This window comes from Achromobacter pulmonis (assembly GCF_002885955.2).
GTDB lineage: Bacteria > Pseudomonadota > Gammaproteobacteria > Burkholderiales > Burkholderiaceae_B > Achromobacter > Achromobacter pulmonis_A.
The window spans coordinates 841,752-857,746 of the sequence record NZ_POQS01000002.1; the positions used below are offsets into that span (position 1 = coordinate 841,752).

The 15,995-nt window shown below is 61.1% G+C and carries 21 protein-coding genes; all 21 read right to left on the reverse strand.

The genetic code is table 11. The features are described 5' to 3' along the window. Positions 1–7: 7 nt before the first annotated feature. The 21 genes from C1I89_RS34050 to C1I89_RS34055 all read right to left on the reverse strand — a co-directional run bounded on the left by C1I89_RS34050 (position 8) and on the right by C1I89_RS34055 (position 15,983). Positions 8–814 (reverse strand): gp53-like domain-containing protein, encoded by an 807-nt coding sequence (locus C1I89_RS34050; protein ID WP_146196884.1) that lies wholly within the window; start codon positions 812–814, stop codon positions 8–10. Then, positions 801–2,300 carry a DUF2612 domain-containing protein gene (locus tag C1I89_RS35165; RefSeq protein WP_258231375.1) on the reverse strand — a complete coding sequence of 500 codons (1,500 nt, stop codon included), beginning with the start codon at positions 2,298–2,300 and terminating at the stop codon, positions 801–803. Before C1I89_RS35165 ends, C1I89_RS34050 begins: the two co-directional genes overlap by 14 nt. Further along, positions 2,297–3,508: a baseplate J/gp47 family protein gene (locus C1I89_RS10025; protein ID WP_102772586.1), complete on the reverse strand. Its 1,212-nt coding sequence runs from the start codon at positions 3,506–3,508 to the stop codon at positions 2,297–2,299. The genes C1I89_RS35165 and C1I89_RS10025 overlap by 4 nt, the downstream gene beginning before the upstream one ends. A gap of 7 nt (positions 3,509–3,515) precedes the next feature. After that, on the reverse strand, positions 3,516–3,866 hold the full coding sequence (locus C1I89_RS10030; protein ID WP_102772587.1) for a hypothetical protein: 351 nt from the start codon (positions 3,864–3,866) through the stop codon (positions 3,516–3,518). Then, on the reverse strand, positions 3,863–4,597 hold the full coding sequence (locus C1I89_RS10035; protein ID WP_102772588.1) for a Gp138 family membrane-puncturing spike protein: 735 nt from the start codon (positions 4,595–4,597) through the stop codon (positions 3,863–3,865). The genes C1I89_RS10030 and C1I89_RS10035 overlap by 4 nt, the downstream gene beginning before the upstream one ends. Continuing rightward, positions 4,590–5,453 carry a baseplate hub protein gene (locus C1I89_RS10040; RefSeq protein ID WP_102772589.1) on the reverse strand — a complete coding sequence of 288 codons (864 nt, stop codon included), beginning with the start codon at positions 5,451–5,453 and terminating at the stop codon, positions 4,590–4,592. Before C1I89_RS10040 ends, C1I89_RS10035 begins: the two co-directional genes overlap by 8 nt. Continuing rightward, on the reverse strand, positions 5,450–5,749 hold the full coding sequence (locus C1I89_RS10045; protein ID WP_102772590.1) for a phage baseplate plug family protein: 300 nt from the start codon (positions 5,747–5,749) through the stop codon (positions 5,450–5,452). Before C1I89_RS10045 ends, C1I89_RS10040 begins: the two co-directional genes overlap by 4 nt. Next, positions 5,746–6,381, reverse strand: a complete 636-nt coding sequence (locus C1I89_RS10050; RefSeq protein ID WP_102772591.1) for a hypothetical protein — start codon at positions 6,379–6,381, stop codon at positions 5,746–5,748. The genes C1I89_RS10045 and C1I89_RS10050 overlap by 4 nt, the downstream gene beginning before the upstream one ends. Next, positions 6,381–8,069 (reverse strand): phage tail tip lysozyme, encoded by a 1,689-nt coding sequence (locus tag C1I89_RS10055; RefSeq protein ID WP_102772592.1) that lies wholly within the window; start codon positions 8,067–8,069, stop codon positions 6,381–6,383. The genes C1I89_RS10050 and C1I89_RS10055 overlap by 1 nt, the downstream gene beginning before the upstream one ends. 169 nt (positions 8,070–8,238) lie before the next feature. Next, a complete protein-coding gene (locus C1I89_RS10065) occupies positions 8,239–8,676 on the reverse strand; it encodes a hypothetical protein (RefSeq protein ID WP_102772594.1) in 438 nt (145 codons plus the stop codon). 1 nt (position 8,677) lies between these two features. After that, entirely contained in the window at positions 8,678–9,109 is a 432-nt protein-coding gene (locus tag C1I89_RS10070; protein ID WP_102772595.1) for a phage tail fiber protein, read from the reverse strand. 12 nt (positions 9,110–9,121) lie between these two features. Beyond that, positions 9,122–10,600, reverse strand: a complete 1,479-nt coding sequence (locus C1I89_RS10075; protein WP_102772596.1) for a DUF3383 domain-containing protein — start codon at positions 10,598–10,600, stop codon at positions 9,122–9,124. Positions 10,601–10,604: 4 nt separating this feature from the next. After that, complete coding sequence (locus tag C1I89_RS10080; protein WP_102772597.1) at positions 10,605–11,141, reverse strand: phage neck terminator protein; 537 nt, start codon at positions 11,139–11,141, stop codon at positions 10,605–10,607. Next, positions 11,138–11,515, reverse strand: coding sequence for a hypothetical protein (locus C1I89_RS10085; RefSeq protein WP_102772598.1), 378 nt, complete (start codon positions 11,513–11,515; stop codon positions 11,138–11,140). Before C1I89_RS10085 ends, C1I89_RS10080 begins: the two co-directional genes overlap by 4 nt. Continuing rightward, positions 11,512–11,964, reverse strand: a complete 453-nt coding sequence (locus C1I89_RS10090; RefSeq protein WP_102772599.1) for a hypothetical protein — start codon at positions 11,962–11,964, stop codon at positions 11,512–11,514. The genes C1I89_RS10085 and C1I89_RS10090 overlap by 4 nt, the downstream gene beginning before the upstream one ends. After that, positions 11,952–12,383 carry a DUF4054 domain-containing protein gene (locus C1I89_RS10095; protein ID WP_102772600.1) on the reverse strand — a complete coding sequence of 144 codons (432 nt, stop codon included), beginning with the start codon at positions 12,381–12,383 and terminating at the stop codon, positions 11,952–11,954. The genes C1I89_RS10090 and C1I89_RS10095 overlap by 13 nt, the downstream gene beginning before the upstream one ends. 9 nt (positions 12,384–12,392) lie before the next feature. Beyond that, complete coding sequence (locus C1I89_RS10100; RefSeq protein ID WP_102772601.1) at positions 12,393–12,725, reverse strand: hypothetical protein; 333 nt, start codon at positions 12,723–12,725, stop codon at positions 12,393–12,395. 63 nt (positions 12,726–12,788) lie between these two features. After that, on the reverse strand, positions 12,789–13,814 hold the full coding sequence (locus C1I89_RS10105; protein WP_102772602.1) for a DUF2184 domain-containing protein: 1,026 nt from the start codon (positions 13,812–13,814) through the stop codon (positions 12,789–12,791). Between the two features lie 4 nt (positions 13,815–13,818). Further along, positions 13,819–14,304 (reverse strand): structural cement protein Gp24, encoded by a 486-nt coding sequence (locus C1I89_RS10110; RefSeq protein ID WP_102772603.1) that lies wholly within the window; start codon positions 14,302–14,304, stop codon positions 13,819–13,821. Continuing rightward, on the reverse strand, positions 14,305–15,576 hold the full coding sequence (locus tag C1I89_RS10115; RefSeq protein WP_102772865.1) for a DUF2213 domain-containing protein: 1,272 nt from the start codon (positions 15,574–15,576) through the stop codon (positions 14,305–14,307). Further along, positions 15,573–15,983 (reverse strand): hypothetical protein, encoded by a 411-nt coding sequence (locus tag C1I89_RS34055; RefSeq protein WP_146196885.1) that lies wholly within the window; start codon positions 15,981–15,983, stop codon positions 15,573–15,575. Before C1I89_RS34055 ends, C1I89_RS10115 begins: the two co-directional genes overlap by 4 nt. Positions 15,984–15,995 lie beyond the last annotated feature (12 nt).

Sequence of the window (15,995 nt, forward strand, 5' to 3'; positions counted from 1 at the left end):
TTTCTCCTTAATAACCCAACGCGAACCACCAGGACGTGCTTCCATCCGGCGCCCGTGTGGTGGTAGCCGACCACGAAGACACTGCCATCCCGACTTTTGGATCTAAGCCGGGAGGGGAAATCACAGTCGAGAAGTAGCCGACTTCAGTGACGGGCGGGGAATTGGCGCAAGCGAGTCTGGCAAGAAGATTGTTGGGGAACGCGAGAGGGAATGTGACCGATACCGGCGCGCCGTTCGCGCTGCTGACCGATCCAAAATTGAGAATCAGCCCGCCAGGGAGCTTCTGCGCCCCGAGAAAAATCGAGCCAATCGTGATCGATCGGTTCGCGCCCAGGAAAGCATCCGCGAGCTTCAGCGGAGTAAGCAGCGTCGTGTCGTCCGTCTGTGCTTGAGCCTGGGCCGTCGACGCAATACCTGCGCCCATCGCGACCCAGTTCGCACCACCAGAATCCGGATTCGTAGTGTTGTTGTCTACGAGGTTCAGCCATTTTCCGTTCCCAGAGGCAGCGGACAACACCGCACCTTTCGGATATCCACCCACCGCCGTGGAAAAGGCAGCGTCGTAACCATAGCCGCCTCCGGCCTGAGACCACCTCACTGCGGCGCTCAAAAAGTTCAAAATACCGTTGAAGTCTGCCCCATAGGGAGGCACCCCTCCGGCGGCCAACGGCGTCATCGTCAACGGCGGGAATCCGTCCGTAAATGACGCCAAGCCTGGCGTTACGCCGATCTGCGACGGTACTGGGATGGTGTTCTTAGTCCCGCTGTTGGCGAATGGGACGGCCGACTTGGTAGGTGCATTACTGGCTTGCATGGATAAGCCCCGAAGATGTGAAGAAAACGCCGGAACCGAACGGCTGCATTACAGCCTCGTTGAACCCGAAAGTTGTTGGAACGTCGACCTGCAGCAGACTCGATAGCACACCTGCAGGCTTTGGAATCGCGCCCGACCGTGTAAGGATTGCAATCTCATACGGCTCCAAGGCGAACTCAAACATATACCGAAACTCCATCTTTCCCGTGTCGGACACATAGCAGCGCCCGCGCCCTGCAAACAGGTTCGTCAGGAGCCGATTGAGACTTGGTGAAGTGCAATCCGAGATATTGGCCAGCGCCTTTACAAGGATCAGCTTGCGATACGCGTCGTCGGCCAAACGGTAGGTCTGCGACGTTTGTACGCCGGTGTACATGGGCGCCTGGTTGAAAGGCTGCCAGTTCAACGCCTCGTTGTAGCCAAGGAAGGTCTCGTCCCCAGGAATGGTCAGCATCCGGCCAACACCAACAATCCTGCCCCAGATATCCAATCCGAAGCCCTGCGCCGTCTCCACGTTCCAGACATAGTCGTAGAACGCATCGAAATCCGTGTCCGGATTGATGTACTCATCCATGTTGCGAATGAGCTGGCGTAACGTAGGGCTGTTCGCGTACTGGCTGATGACCGTACGATCCGCCAGCGTCGGCGCGTCGTCCTGGTATTCGTAGGTATAGCTGCCGGTCCAGGTCAGGGAAGCGCCGATGGCCGGCGCCTGGCCCATTGTGAATAGCCCCGCATCAGATAGTGCGAAGTCCGTTACGGTTTGCGCGGCCCCCGACGTGGCGATGTAAGAGGTATAACCTTGGTCATACTCGATCTGAGCTCCCCATACATAAATTCCGCCGACACCATCCCCGACGAAAGACGCAGTCCCGGTCAATGTATTGTTGGGGTAAACGGCGAAACCCGTAGTGCCGACGATATCGCTGTTACGGAGAGTTCTAACCCAAATCCTAAACCATCCATCCGGAAGCGCATCAACGCCTCCCACCGGGCTGGTGCCATTGACGCTCAATTCGCCCGTCAACAAATTGACGTTGGCGGTAGTCCTTTCGGCTTGCGCCGCATAATTCAATGACTCCAGGCGTGCAAAGTTGTATCCGGCCGCCTTTACGTAAATGCTCTGAAACCCCTCCGATCCAGCTGGGCTGCTCACGGAGTTTCGTGCAGAGTGCGACTCCAATACCGTGGTCGTCACAACCTTGGCTGCAGTCATCGTCCCGTCAGGCGCGAGTGCCGCATTGAGTTCGACCGTAGCGCCTACCCGGTTCCACCCGGGGCCAGATACATCCTCCGAGTATCTGAGATGATTCGTCCTCGGCGTCGGATACAACCTCTGGTTGCCCTGCCAATCCTGACGCCATACCCCCGTGGGCGTTATGGACGTCACAACCTCGCGTGGTCCGCCGATCTGGAATTCCGTCGTCGCGCCGTCACCAACTCCAAATTGCGCAGGCTCGAATACGTTGACGATATTCGTTGTCATACCAAGGACACCGTGATGTTCGCCTCCGAGATGGTAGGCGTCCGGTTGATGGGGATGGTGACGCTGGGAAGCGTCGGCGCGGTCGTGCCAAGGAGCAGCGAGATAATCGAAATGCTCTGGTCAATCGCCACAATCGGGGCGTAATAGCGGCTGGCGAACAAGGTAGAGCCGATTCGCGCGCGCAGGCCACCATCTGCACCGGTAAATGCCGCGATGATCGCCTGCTTGGTCAGCGCAACGATGTTGGACGGCAGGTTTGGGTTGTTGGCGATCTGCACTGAGAACAGGACCGGAAGCGCGCTCGGCGTCTGCCACTTCACCACATAGGATGGGTAAGGAAATTCATAGCCGGCCGTGTCCTGGACGGTGTAGCTGGTATTGCCGTTGTAGTCCGCACCGTTGGACTTCTTGCGCCAGATTGCATCCGCGATAGAAGCCGCAGCGCCGCCCACAACTGCCACATAGATGGAATGGGGGATCAACGTCACGCCACCTACCGTGACGTTCGAGCTGGTGTTGTTCTCCGTCACGTAGACGTCAATGACGTCTGCAACGTTCAGCACGTTGGCATAGATGGCGGGCAAAGAACCGACTGCATTTAGAGCCACCGACTGGCGCCGGCGCTCTTCGAACTCGGCTCGATTCTCCACCAGGCTTCCGACCGTCCCATCGGCAGCGTTGCTGATCGAGTCCCAGCCGGGAATGGCCTGATAAATCTGATTGAGCGCGCCGGGTGCACACGGGATCGGGCCATCCACCGCGCAAGCGAAGGGAAGATCAATGCTACCCGTCGGCGGAATCGTACCGGCTTGGGTGCAAAGGTAGCGGTTTCCATCAACCGCCTGCGCTGTCGCACCTACTGGAATGACAACGCCTGCCAGGCCCACACAGGTCGCCATAACCGTCGTCGGCGTTCCAGGCTTGCGGTCGATGAAGTAGATCCGCCCGATGGCATCCTGCATGCGACCAGCCGCGAACGCCGGATCAACCTGATTTACGTAGCTGGCGAACTCATTGTTCTTGTCGCCGATGATGGCCGTGGTGCTTGACGCCAATTGCCCTTGCGGCGTCTCAAGCGACTTGTTCAGCCCACCACCGAACGCGGTGTCCATGTCGGTCAACACGCCAGCCAGGATGTCCGATTCTTCGGGCAACACCAGCCCTTCCGGCGTGAATTTCAAGCCGGGAACTTGGGAGCTAATAGCCATAGTTGTCTCAGAAGCTGACGGACTGCGATGTGCCGTCGGTCAGAGTGATTTCCACGTATCCGGTCAGCGTGCGGTCGGTGAAATCGGTAATCGTACAGACGGCACCGGCCACTTCTGGGACGGTCATTGCTGCCTTCTGAACATACTCGCGGACCAGCGCCAGCGGCGGCCTGTAGCCCAGGATATCCTGCCAATACGGCACACCTGGAGCCTTGTTGTAGAACAACTCGCCTTTGAACAACTTGATGGCACTTGCGACATCTTGGGCGACCGCGTAGGGATTGGAAGCCATCGCAATATTGCCAGCGGCATCCAGGACGAGATCCCACACGGTGCGGTCTAGGAGCAGGGTGTTCATGGATTCGGTGTCCCAGTGTTAGACGAGCCGCTCTGCACGCCTGAGTGGGTGTGCGTGCTACCCACGTCCTTGCCGTTGTTGCGCAGAGTTCCCAGCGTGTCCATGTCGCCCTGCCAGGTCGAAGTGCCGCCGTAGGAGCCAGCGCCCTGCTGCACCGTGCCGTTCAGTACGATCACGGGCGAGTTCAGCGCGCACCGCGTCTCCGCATTCAACTCAATGGCCGGCGCCTGGACTGTCACCTTGGACGGCGACACCACGTTGATGCCGTCAGCGGTGAACTGCACGTACTGCACAGGCGTCCCGTTCAGCAGCCCGCCAAAGTAAAGCCCGTCAGCCATATCATGGGTGCGCCAGGATCCGGGATTGGCTTGCTGCTTGCTTTCCTTAACAGCCGACAGGTCGCGGCTGCCAAACGCCGCCATCCCGATATCGCCCACCTTCGGGTCCAGGATCACGGCGTCGGTACCTCCTTGCAGCCGGAAATACGGCAACTGGTGCAGCACCGCGTGCGGAACGGCATTGCCTGCGCCGTCCAGTTGGTTCACCAGAGGCTGCACGTCTACGAACCCAACGGGCGACAGGTCACCGTTGTTCGTCACCGACACCACTCGAACCAGCGTGGCGGTATTCAGACGGGCGAGGGCCTGTCCGATCACGAACATGAGCGCGCCGTAATCTCCAACACCCTCTCCGGCTTGAGCCTGCCCGGCATATCCGTATTGTTCAGCCATTTACTATCCGTCGACAGAGAATTTGAGACGTCCAGACGCCTCCCGGCACCTCGGACTCCAGTTGGTGCACGACGCCCACAATTGCCCACTCGCCGTGCGCCGCTTCGATTGAGGACGTCACCTGCACGGATCGGCCCATCCCAACGTCCGGCGTGTAGAGCAAGTTACATGCGATGCCCCCACCAGTGAACGTTGGGTAGCCGATGAGGTTCACCTCCGGCGACACTTCGATCGGCGGATCTACCCGCTTCCCATCGGCGGGCCAGATCGCGAGAATGCCGCGCTCAATCGTGTAGCTGACGCGCGCTGCGCGTGCGCATGCGCGAAGCTGATCCACATCGGTCCCGGGGAAATAGGGATTCGACAACATCACATCGACCCCGTTGTTCTGGAATGCCAACTCCATCGAGGCTGCTATATCTCGCATCACCACAGATACTGATGTCGCCCCGCGGTATGACCGCGGCGGCACGGGCTTGATCGCCTTCCCCGCCGCAGACAGCGCCACCACGTTGAAGGCCACCTCGGGCGCTTGGTTGTAGTCGGCCCAAGCCTGGTCAATATCCCCTTCGTAAAGCGTGCTGAGGGTATTCCGCTCATCCCCGGCCTCGACCCGAATTCGATTTCTTCCGCGCCGCTCGGTCATCACCGGGCCGATAGACGTCAGCTTGTTCATCATGTCCTGGCTCAAACCGAAGATTCGAAGCTGGAGCTGGCTCTGAACGTCTGCCGTGTAAGCGACGACAGCGGCCGATACGCGGTAACCGCTCAGCGTGACGTCGGGTCCTTTGGTATCCCCGAACTTCCCTTCGCCCAGGCTAATGGTGACGTCGATCCGGCGCTTGATAAACGTCATAGGTCGCCCTCTTCCAGGTACACCAGAATGAACCGGTCGCCCAAGCCGGTGTACTCCGGGTCTGCATGGCCGCGCCGGTCGATGAATGCCAAGTCGCCGACGAAACCGCGATAAACCTCGCGCACCAGCCGCACGCGGTCGTGGCACAACACTGTGGTCACAATCGGCTGATGGTTGACGAACAGATCCAGGTATATGCCCGTTGACTTCTCGTAGACGTTGACCTGGCAGCTTTGACCAGCCAGAACAACGCTCAACGACTGCGACGGCACAGCGCGAAGGGGGATCTTCCTCATTGGAACTCCGTGCTTAGAGTCAATGGCTCGCCCGGCTCCGTGCCAAGCGGAAAAGTCTGGACCTGGCCATTGCTCTGCGGGTCGGCGCCACTAGGCTCTTCAGTTTCAGCAAACTGCGCAATCGCGGTCTGGCGCACCTCCTCCAGGTACAGCTCGACAATCAGCTGGCTAGACCCGCCGCGAGAGTCTCGGGTGTACGCGTAGTTCACCAGGTTGGCCGAGGCATAGACAATCTCGGGGGTGACGACGGAGTACAAGTCAGTGCTGCGCACGATCCGCTCCAACACCGCAAGCATGACATTGCGCGATGCCAAATCGCCGCTGTGTGCCAGCCGAATCGCCGCGTCGTAGGGTGTGTCCACCTTATTGAACGACGAAAACCCGCCTTGCTCCACAGGGAAACTGGAGATCCGGCCGCCGTTTCGGAAGCGCACGCCCAGGAACGAGTCGAAGACCACCGCCTGTTGCCCTTCCTGGGTATACAGCCCCCAGAGGGGTGTACCAAAGAGCAGTTCCGTGAGGCCGCCCAAGCCGATGTTCACCAGCTCGGGCAACGACGGGATGGTCGTCTCCCGAAAGATCGCCGGGACGCCGGGCACCTGCGGGACATTAGGGAAAGGAATCAGCGCCATCAGAAAAGCCCTGTGTTGCCCTGTTGAACCAGGTTTTGGTTTTTGCCCATGCCCGCTAGGTCGCGCGCAATGCCATGGCCATCGGTAGCCGCCGATACAATCGTGATCGGGCCGCTGATGTGCGTTTCGCTCGAGTTGTTCGTCGTTGACGTCGTAGTGTTGCTCACGGGCTGCGCGGTCGGCTGAGCGGCCTGCGCTGTCCCTACCGACGCCAACGCGCCATTCTTTAACGCCTCGGCTTGCGCAAGCCTCGCCAACTCAGTTGCTACGGCAGCGCGCTCTTCAGCCTTCTTCTCCTTCTGCGCAGGAATTTCGAAGTCGGTCGTAACCACACGGCTAGCGTCCTCTACTGACTTGGCCGCTTTCAGCTTGTCTCCAGCCGCCTTGTGGGTGTTTCGCAGCTCCCAATCAACGAAGGCATATTGCTGATCCCTCGTAGCTTCCGAAAGCGCCACGCCCATGACCTGCTTGAACATGTCGACGCGCTCGTTGCGCCACTGAGCTACACCGAAGGCTGTACCGCTGTCGCCAACGGCGCGGTGGTCCAGCTTGGCGCCGCTTTCAGCCTGCAAATTATTCACAATGCCGATAGCTTGGGCGCGAGACCAGCCCATCTTTTCAAACTTGGCGATGGCATCGCTTGCATCTGGTGTCAGGCTGGCCGCCGGCCTCGGCGAATTGGCCGCTCGTTCGGCTTCTCGCGCAGCCTTTGGCACGGTCGCCTCAACGCCAATATCGAGTGCTCGCTTCACGACCCGCCCCACCGGGGTATCCATGAATTCGTTGACCTTGTCACCGAACTTGGACAGGCCGCCGAAGAACTGCTCTGCCCCCCTGACCCAGCTTTTCACCGTCTCGTTGATCACGGCGCGGTTCTGGATAATCCAATTCCCGAACTCGATCAGCTTATCCACGGCAAATTCGAACGCCGGCATCAGCGCAGTCAGCACGTTCACGCCCACGCTCGAAAGCTTGTTCATGGCCGTGTCGTACTTCTGCCGCAGCTGTTCCGCGCGCTGTGCCGCGGCTGCTTGCTCGGCAGCCGGGCCCGACTGTTCCTGACGCCGGCGCGCGATGCCTTCCGGCCCCTCTTTGTAGAGGTTGAACTGCTGGGCATCCAAACCCATCATGTTCGCCGCCAGCGCGGCACGAGCTCGGTCGGTCTTGTAGATTTCAGCGACAATGCGCGCCCGGGCTTGCAGGTAGGTATTGCCGTCCTTCAAATCCTCGACTCTTCCGCCGAACTGGAAGAATGCCGGAAGCGTCTCGGCCGCCATGCCCCGTTTGAACTTGGCTACCTGGTCGGCCGATTCCTTCAACTGCTCGGTGATGCCTTCCACCGATCCGCCCGCGTTCTTGGCGGCTAGCTGCCATTCGGCCAGATCCTGCGCGCTCATATTCAGGTTTTCGGACAGGCGCGATAGGCTTGCCGTCGACTGAATGGTGCTGGACACGAAGCCCTTGATGCCCATGCCAGCGGTGAACACCGCCAGCAGCGCCAGAGCTTCGTTGCGAACCTTGCTGAAAAACATGGCCGCCTGCTTGCCACGGGCTTCCATCTCGCGAGCCGTCTTCGCGGACTCTTCCCGCGTATGCGTCAGCGATTCGTCGACCTCGGCGGCACCCTGCTTGAACCCTTTCGCGTTCAGGCCCAGCGTGACAACCAGCGCATCGATTACCGTCGCCATGCTCTTTCCTCGCGTTTGGCTATCGCCTGCTGGTTGTGTGCGTCGACTGCGAACACCTCCAGCAGGTTGTAAAGATCTTCGGCCCCGTAGACCGTTTGCAGGTCATGCAGCAGGCTCGGGTACCGAGATATCACCGCCGCGATGTTGCGGGGCACGTTGGCGTACTGGATTAGTCTCGGGCCGCCGCCTTGCCAGGCTTGGAGCCCGAAGTCGATTGAGCGGCGGCCATAGAAAAATCCATGTGCAGACCCAGAATCTGCTTGCGCAGCGTCAGGAGCGTGGCCACTTCTTCGATGTCGTCACTGACGAGCGCGCGCACCACGCTCGGGCTGGGTTGGATCTGAATGCATTTCATCATGCTGTCCAGCAACGGCTTCGCGCTGTCAAAGGGAAGTTTGGCGATCGCCTTCATCCCCATCGCAGCCACGCCAGCCAAGCCCGCTTCGGCTATGTTGTCGGGGATCTCCACGCCGGCATTCATCAGCGCGAATAGCGCGCGCCCCGCCCAATCTTCCGCCTCATAGGCCGGTAGTTCAGTCAGGACGAACACCTTCCCCTTGTCGCGCCCCTCGGCGCTGATGGTCACGGTTACCTGTTTGCGGGCCATATCACACCAATGCCGGGGAGACGTCTTCCCAGGTGATCTGGAAAGTCATAGGTTGCAGGATGGTGCGCGCAGTCGGCGCCGATGGGATCTGCGTCAACACCCCGCGAGTCATGACGAACTTGCGGCTGATGGACGGGATGTTCAGCGTACCGTTGCAGTAGAAGACCTCGCGGGCCGTCTTCATCGCCGCCATGTAAGCCTCGAACACCACCATCGAAGGCGAATCAGCCTGGATGGTGATCGTCTGGACACTCATGAACGGCGTGTAACCGGCCGACATGCGGCCATCGACGCCCATGACGGCCTGCGTGGGTTGCACAGCCTCGAAGGCGAAGGCGTCATCGGTCGCGTAGCCCTCGATCTTCTGGGGGGTCGGGAAAATGCCGGCTACGCCCAGGTACAGGACGGAATTTGCGCTGGTGAGAGTGGACATGTTCGTTTGCCCTTACAGGATGGCCAGGGATGCCAGGGTGAGCTTCTGCACGGATCCGCCGTCCATGTACCAGAAGGTCATGGGCGGCGTGCCACGTGCTTCGCGCACCTGAGCGGTCGCCGGAAGGATTTGGAGATACCAGCCACGAGTTTCCAACGTGCCTGCGATTGCGATGCCGGCCTGGTTGTTCACTTGGGCCTTCTGCAAGGAGGACAGGGGCACGCCGGCGCGGATGGCGCCGAAGTTCACTGCTGCGTTCACCGGGTCCATGCAGGACGCGTCAATCAACGCGTAACCGTCGGCGTTGTACGGCACCGAGTTCACCTGCGTCAGCAGGGTCATCATGGCCTGCTGAAGGGCGGCGTTCAGCCAGATCTGGTTCACGTACGTGTCGATCCACTTCCAGTCGCCGCTGATCTGGCCCGGGTAAAGGAACCGGAACTGGTCATTGGCCGTGGCGTAATCGCCGTAGAAGTTGTACCCGTTCGTGATCAGGGTGTTGGCCGTCGTCGCGTCCGTCACGCTGAACTGAAGGCCAGACTGACTCTTGAACGCCAGCGTGATTCGCCCATTCGTGCGCTCAAAGTCGATGCTGGCGATCGCGCCCACCACGAAGGCCGCGTGCAGAATGTCCTTGTATACAGGGATGGAACCAGAATATTCGTTCGCCGCTACAATGGCTGCCCAGCTGGTAGTGCTGCCTTGCGTGGTGGCTTGGACATCGGTATCCCAGCCCACGTACGCGAAGCGGTTGCCGCGGCTGTTCGTCCAAGCCGAAAACGCCACCTTGTCGGCCGTCACCGGCTCCCACATGGTCATGAACGATGCCCAGTTCTGGGTAATGTCTACGATGGCGGTCATGTTCGTGGCCGGCACACCGGCAATCGCCCCTTGCGACGTGACCGCGCCCGTCGCCTGGGTCAACTTGAGCGCGGCCGACAGCGTGCCAGATGCAAAGCTGATGGTCGACGCCGCGCCAGTCGTGGACGACGTGAACTTAAATGCGGCCAGCTGCGCGTCATACGTGACCGTACCGCCCAGCGACGTGAAGGCCGCTTGAATGATCGTGGCTGCGTTCGAAAAGCTCGTCGCCGCAGTCAGCGTGATGGAGCTGGACGTTTTGGCGGTGCCATCGATCGACACCGTCAGTACGCCCGTCAACGCCTTCAGCTCCGTCAAGGTCATGGACGCCAGCGACCCGCCGCGCAGGTAGGCGGCCACCGGCGCGCTCGGGTACTGGGCGAACAGCAGGTTGCCGGGCTTTTTTGTAGAGTTGTCGAACCCCAGGAAGTAGGAGGCGGCCACGGATGCTTCGGGCGACGTAGGGCCGAAGTAGCGTGCGACGTCGTCGGCGGTGGCGAAGCTCTGGACTGCACCGACGGGTACCGAGGTGTTGGCGGTCAGGATCAGGCCGTTCAGGTCGAGCGCCGATCCGCCGGCGCCGATCACGCCAGGTACAACCTGGACGATTTCACTGGCGGGAATGGACATAGCATTAAGCTCCGGGTGGGAAAGTCGTGTCGACTTCGATCAGGTCGACGTGGAGTTGGGCCGCGAACTGCTGCGGTAGCGTCACGGTGGGGTTGAACTGAAGAACGGCGTCAAACGACCACCGCTCGGTGTATTGGTTCTCGCCGGTGATGAACGGGAGCTGCTTCGGCTCACCGCAGTACAGGGGCTGCGCGCGGCCCAGCTCCGCGAGGAACTCGCATCCATACTGGCTGCGCAGAGCAATCGACAGTACCAGCGCAGCGTCTTGGGCGCGCTCGCCATAACAATCGATCTGGGCCGCCCACTGCGTCGGCCGCGTAAACGTGCGTGTCCCGGTGGTTGGCGTCGGATCGTCGTAATTGGTGCGCGGGGTCGAAAGACCGACCAATCCCATGGGGGTAACGATCACGTACTCGCTGCCAATGGGCGTAGGCACCCTGTTCACCTGGCCGCGCACTACCTCGCAGTCCACAAGCGTGTCAGCAAATGCGCCCAGGTCATCGACGAGCTGATCTTCGGTGATGCTGATCTGCGCGGTCATGGGGCACCGTCCAATTGCAGCGTGACGCCGACCTTGCACCAATCGGGCCACGTCTCGAACACTACCGTCACCAGCCAGGTCTGACCGCCGAAGAGCAGCAGATCGCCGCCCTTGGCCAGCGGCCGCGCGACGCCCTGGGTATCGCCGTACATGTAGACGCTTCGCTGCACGCCTTGGATGTTCTGTGCCTCGAGGTGGGCGAGATCCTTGCCACTCAGAGGCTGCACCTGGAGGCGCATCGGCGCGTCCGGCTTGTACTTCGGTTCCTGCTTTCGGCCAGCACCGATGCCGTAGCCGTCACTGGCGCGCAGCGTGCCGTCGACCATGGGGTTCACCGCGGCGATGATCGGGCCAGCGATTCCGTGCAGATTCATGTGTCTACCTCATAATCCACGCTGTTCATCATGTGGCCGGTGTCGACCAGCGGCTTCTCGAAGCCTTTTCGGGCTACAGTCACCGGCGACAAGGCTGGGCTGTCCAGCTCGCGTATGGACTCCTGCAGTTGGCCCTTGATGCCCTCGCCCATCTGCCCGAGCGCCTTGTCGATGTCGTAATCATTGTTCTTGGCCACGGCGCCTAGGGCTCGTGGCCAGCCTTTTTGCTTCTCCGCAATCATTGATCGGAAGAAGGGACGAGGCGGCTGATTACGGTCGGGACGGCCAAACTCGTTGACGGCGGCCACCAGAGCCACCGGCGTGCCGTCCGGATAGGTTGCCCCTTCGAGGAACCCAACCCGCAGCGAGCCCCCATCGCCCAGCTTTTTGGCCATTTCTTCTAGCCGCCGGGCCAGAGCCTGGCCGCCCTTAAACGTCACGGTCGCCATGGCACCACCACCGGAACGGCGTACCCGGTCGGCGCGGCGCGGTAGCGTCCCACTCGGTACTTGGCCGTAGCTTCCCAGTACTGGGCGCCGTAGCCGGTCTGCGCGTACCACTGCGCTGAACCAGGGGCGACGTTGTACTCGGCCGAAACGGAAACCGAGCCCTCAGTTGCGCTACTGATTCGGCCCACCAGCGGACGGGGACCCTGGCCGTTCTCTCCATAGGTCAGCGCCGCCACGTGCGCAGTCAGCAGATACAAGAGCACCTTGCGTTCGTCGACATCGCAGACCACGCTACTGTCCTTGTTGCTCAGGTACAGCGTGGCCATGCTGAAGGCGTGGCTGAGCTGCTCGTCCGAGAGCGCCGCGAAGGACGGATAGATCAATCGGAATTCGGCGGGGTCAAAGACGACGACAGCCATGGGCCGCTCCTAGTTTTGCTGATCGGGCACGCGCTCGAGGCCCTTGCCGGGCTTGTCGGGGTCCAGGCCCTCCAGGCCGCTCTTCTCGCCCTTGCGCTCTTTGGCTTTCGAGACGGCACTACGTTCGCCGCCCTGGGCGAAAATCAGTTCTTTCTTCAGCGGCTGGAAATCGGGGTACAGCTTCGTCCAGGCCTCCCAGAAGCCGGCGTCCACCTCGGTAAGGCCGTGGCCTGCGATGGCATCGGGGTGGTTGGAACCGTTGAGAACCACCGGCTCTTTGGTGCCCGGGATGTCCAGGATCAGCCCATTGGGCAATTTGCACGCGACGGTCACGGTCGGCATGTTTCTTCCTCGAATAAAAAAGGGGCACCGGATTGGTGCCCCTGGTCGATGCTGCAGGCTGCGTTACACGCCGATCATGCTGGCAATGGCCATCGGGACCTTGATGACGGCGCCCCAGGTGCCCTGCGACTTCTTTTGCTTGAAGCTGGAGGTGTCGCGGACAATGGCATGGGCGCGCATCTTCTCGGTAAAGGCGGCGGTGCCCACGTTTTGGCCTTCGATCGAATCGGCGATGAGCTGCACCAGCTGGCCCGAGCCGGTCGCGTACTGCACGGCCGTCTCGATGGTCAGATTGGGGAAGTTCTTGGCCAGCATGTCGCTGACGTTGACGTTGTACTGGTTCGTCTTCGTCAGGTTGACTTCGACCTCGGGCGACATGCAAAGCTTCAGCTTGTCGCGCCGGGTGACCAGGCCACGCGTTTGCGCAACCAACTGGCCGTAGATCTTGACGATGTCGTCATAGACCCCCTGGCCGTCCTTGCCCGACCACAGCGTGACGCCGCCTACCGAGATCGGAGCCACGGGAGCCGAAAGGTTCGGATCGTTCAGCAGGCCATAGTTCTGCAGGCCGGCGATGCCGAAGAAGTAGCTGTTGTCCTGGAACTTGTTCAGCACCAGAGCGGACGCGATGTTCAGCTCGGACGCCCAGTTGATCTTCGCCTGACCGGCCATGTCCAGCTCGCGCTCACCCCATTCCGTCATGGTCTGGTAGTGGTAGGACTGGCGCTGCGGGAAGTTGGTGTTCGCACCCGCGCGGCCGTTGTTGTTGAAGTCGCCATAGGACGACACTTCACCCGTGGATTCCACCACCGGGAAGGTGGCGGTCAGGGTGGTCCAGTCGCCTTTCTTCGACTCGCCCAGGATCACGGCGCCCTGCATGGGCGTCGTCAGAACGCGCGTCAGCTCGGGGTCGATGTAGTTCAGCAGGTAGCCCGGGATGCCCGAGTTGCTGACGGTCACGAGCGGGCCGGCCGCGTCCATGGCCAGGCCATAGTCTGCGCGGAACTCGTCGGGCAGGTAATCCATCGCGCCCGGAAACACGATGCCGAAGTGCTTCTCCAGCAGCGCGAGGTCTTGGTTTCGTTTCATGTTTTTACCCCAGGTTGGTGGAGGTGATCTTGATCAGCGAGCCGACCGCACCAGCACTGGCGACGAACCAGTCGGTTTCGGTGCTGCCGGCGATCGTGGCGCCCGCGGCTCCAGTCGAGATCGTGCCGTCCGTGTTCGAGGCGAACACCTTCTGGCCGACCGTGGCTGCCGTATTGGTGGCCGCCCAGAAGTCGCCCAGATTGTGGAGGGTCACACCCAGGCCGGCCGGGATGACCATGGTGGACTCGGCGAGCCAGATGGTGATGACGCCTTGCTGCTCGCGGTGCACGAATCCAGTGGGGACGCCTGCCCCCGCGTTACTCACCTGGCCGTCGGCGTCCGCCCAGGCAAAGCGGCCGACCATTACGCCGTCCGTGTCAGCGACCAGGCCGCCAGGGCCAGCCAGCACGGTCGAGCGCGGGTTGGAACTGGCGAAGTCGCCAGCAACCGCAGATGCGGGTTCGATATAGACCTGTTTCTGGAAACCCATTTAGATCACCTTCGGGATGTGCGGGAAGCGCTCGCGGAAGCTCTTTTGAGCTGCCGAGTCCATCGCCACGCGCGGGGTTTGGGGAGCCTGCTCTTGCGCCAGGGCCATTTTCACCATGGCTCGATAGGCCGCAGGCGGCGTATCGGTCAGGTCGATTCCCTTGGCGTCCAGGGCCATCTTGTAGACCGCCTCGGCCGAGTCCTGGGCGACGATCTCGCCGAGGATGGGCCGGCATTCCTGCTCTGCCGTACGAATTGCCGTCATGCGGGCTACAGCAGCTTCTTCACCGGCCTTCTGGGCCTTGGACAACGCGGCGTCCATGGCTTGCTGCGTTACGGGCGGCTCAGGGGTGTCCTTGGTGTCGGAAGGCTCGTCTTTGGCGATATCCTTGACATCCTCTTCGTCATCAACGTCGTCCGTATCTTCGTCTTCGCCGATGGGGGAATCCTTGTCCGAGAACACTTCGATGATCTCCGCCAGGTCGGAAAGGTCCGCGTCCTGCGCGAGCTTCCCTTTGTAGCGGTTCTCAATGGCGCGCACGATACGCGGCGTCTCGCTCTTCAGGTTCTTTTGGGTAACGCCCTTGACGAGGACGCTCAGGTTGCCGACTGCTGCATCCTGGGCCAGCTTGGGACTGATATACGCCCCAAGCGCCCCGGCGACAGCGATGGCGGTTTTGCTCTGTTTCATTTTCGGGATCTCCGAAGGGTTGAGGGTACTGCTGTCGCCTACGACGACGTCAGGGCCAGCGCGGCCCACTTCGACAAGCGCAACGTGGTTGCCGCGGATGTCTCGCATAACCCCGTCGTATGCCACGCCCTCGTAGTTGCCAGGCGTCATGTCGGCACGATAGCGGTATGCGCTGGAGAGCTCCTTTTGCTCGTCCGATTCAATGAGGGCAATTGCTACAGCGTCCCATACGACGAGGGAATTTTTCAGGAACGGCGCCTGGTAGGAGGCGTTCGAACCCGTGGCCCCGACCACGAACTCTTTCTGCGGCTCAGCGGCCGAGACGGGGATGTGCTTGGACAGCAGCGGGATGTTGTTGAAGGTCGGTGCCGCCTTCTCCAGTTCCTGCGGGTCACGCAGCAGGAAGTAGATGCGGTTGGCGTCGAGCCCCAGGGCCTCCCAGTCCGGTATTTCGCTGCCGCGGTAGGGGTTGACCGCGGCCTTGCTGATGTTGCTGATCTCGACGTGCATCCGGCCGTCGACATCGATCGTGCGGACGGTGGCGCGGTCGAAAGCCAGGCCGTGGTGGTTCTGCTGTGTCATGGCATATCCGGCCATTGCCGGTTCGATTTCGACAGGTTCTCCGCGCCGGGCAGGACTTGGAGGTTTGATTCGACGTGTAGACCGCACACTATCTTTCCGCGCAAAGGCACGATGTGGTCTACATGGTGCTGGACGCCGGTGCGGCGAGTGGCCTCGCGCGCAAGTTCGTAGAAACTGCTGATCAAGGCCTGGTTTGCCCATGCCGGGGTTGCTCTGGTCTCTGCGGCCCTACGCCTTGCCTGCTTGGCTGCAATTTTGTGCAGATTGGCGCTGCGCCACGTCTTTTGGGAGGCTGAAACCGCATCTTTGTTGGCTACATACCATTCAGCCATCTTCGCAGCGCGATGCTCCCGGTTTGCACGATAGTGCGCCCGCGATAGTTCGCCGTGCCGCTCTTTGTTGGCCAAGTAGTGCGCGCG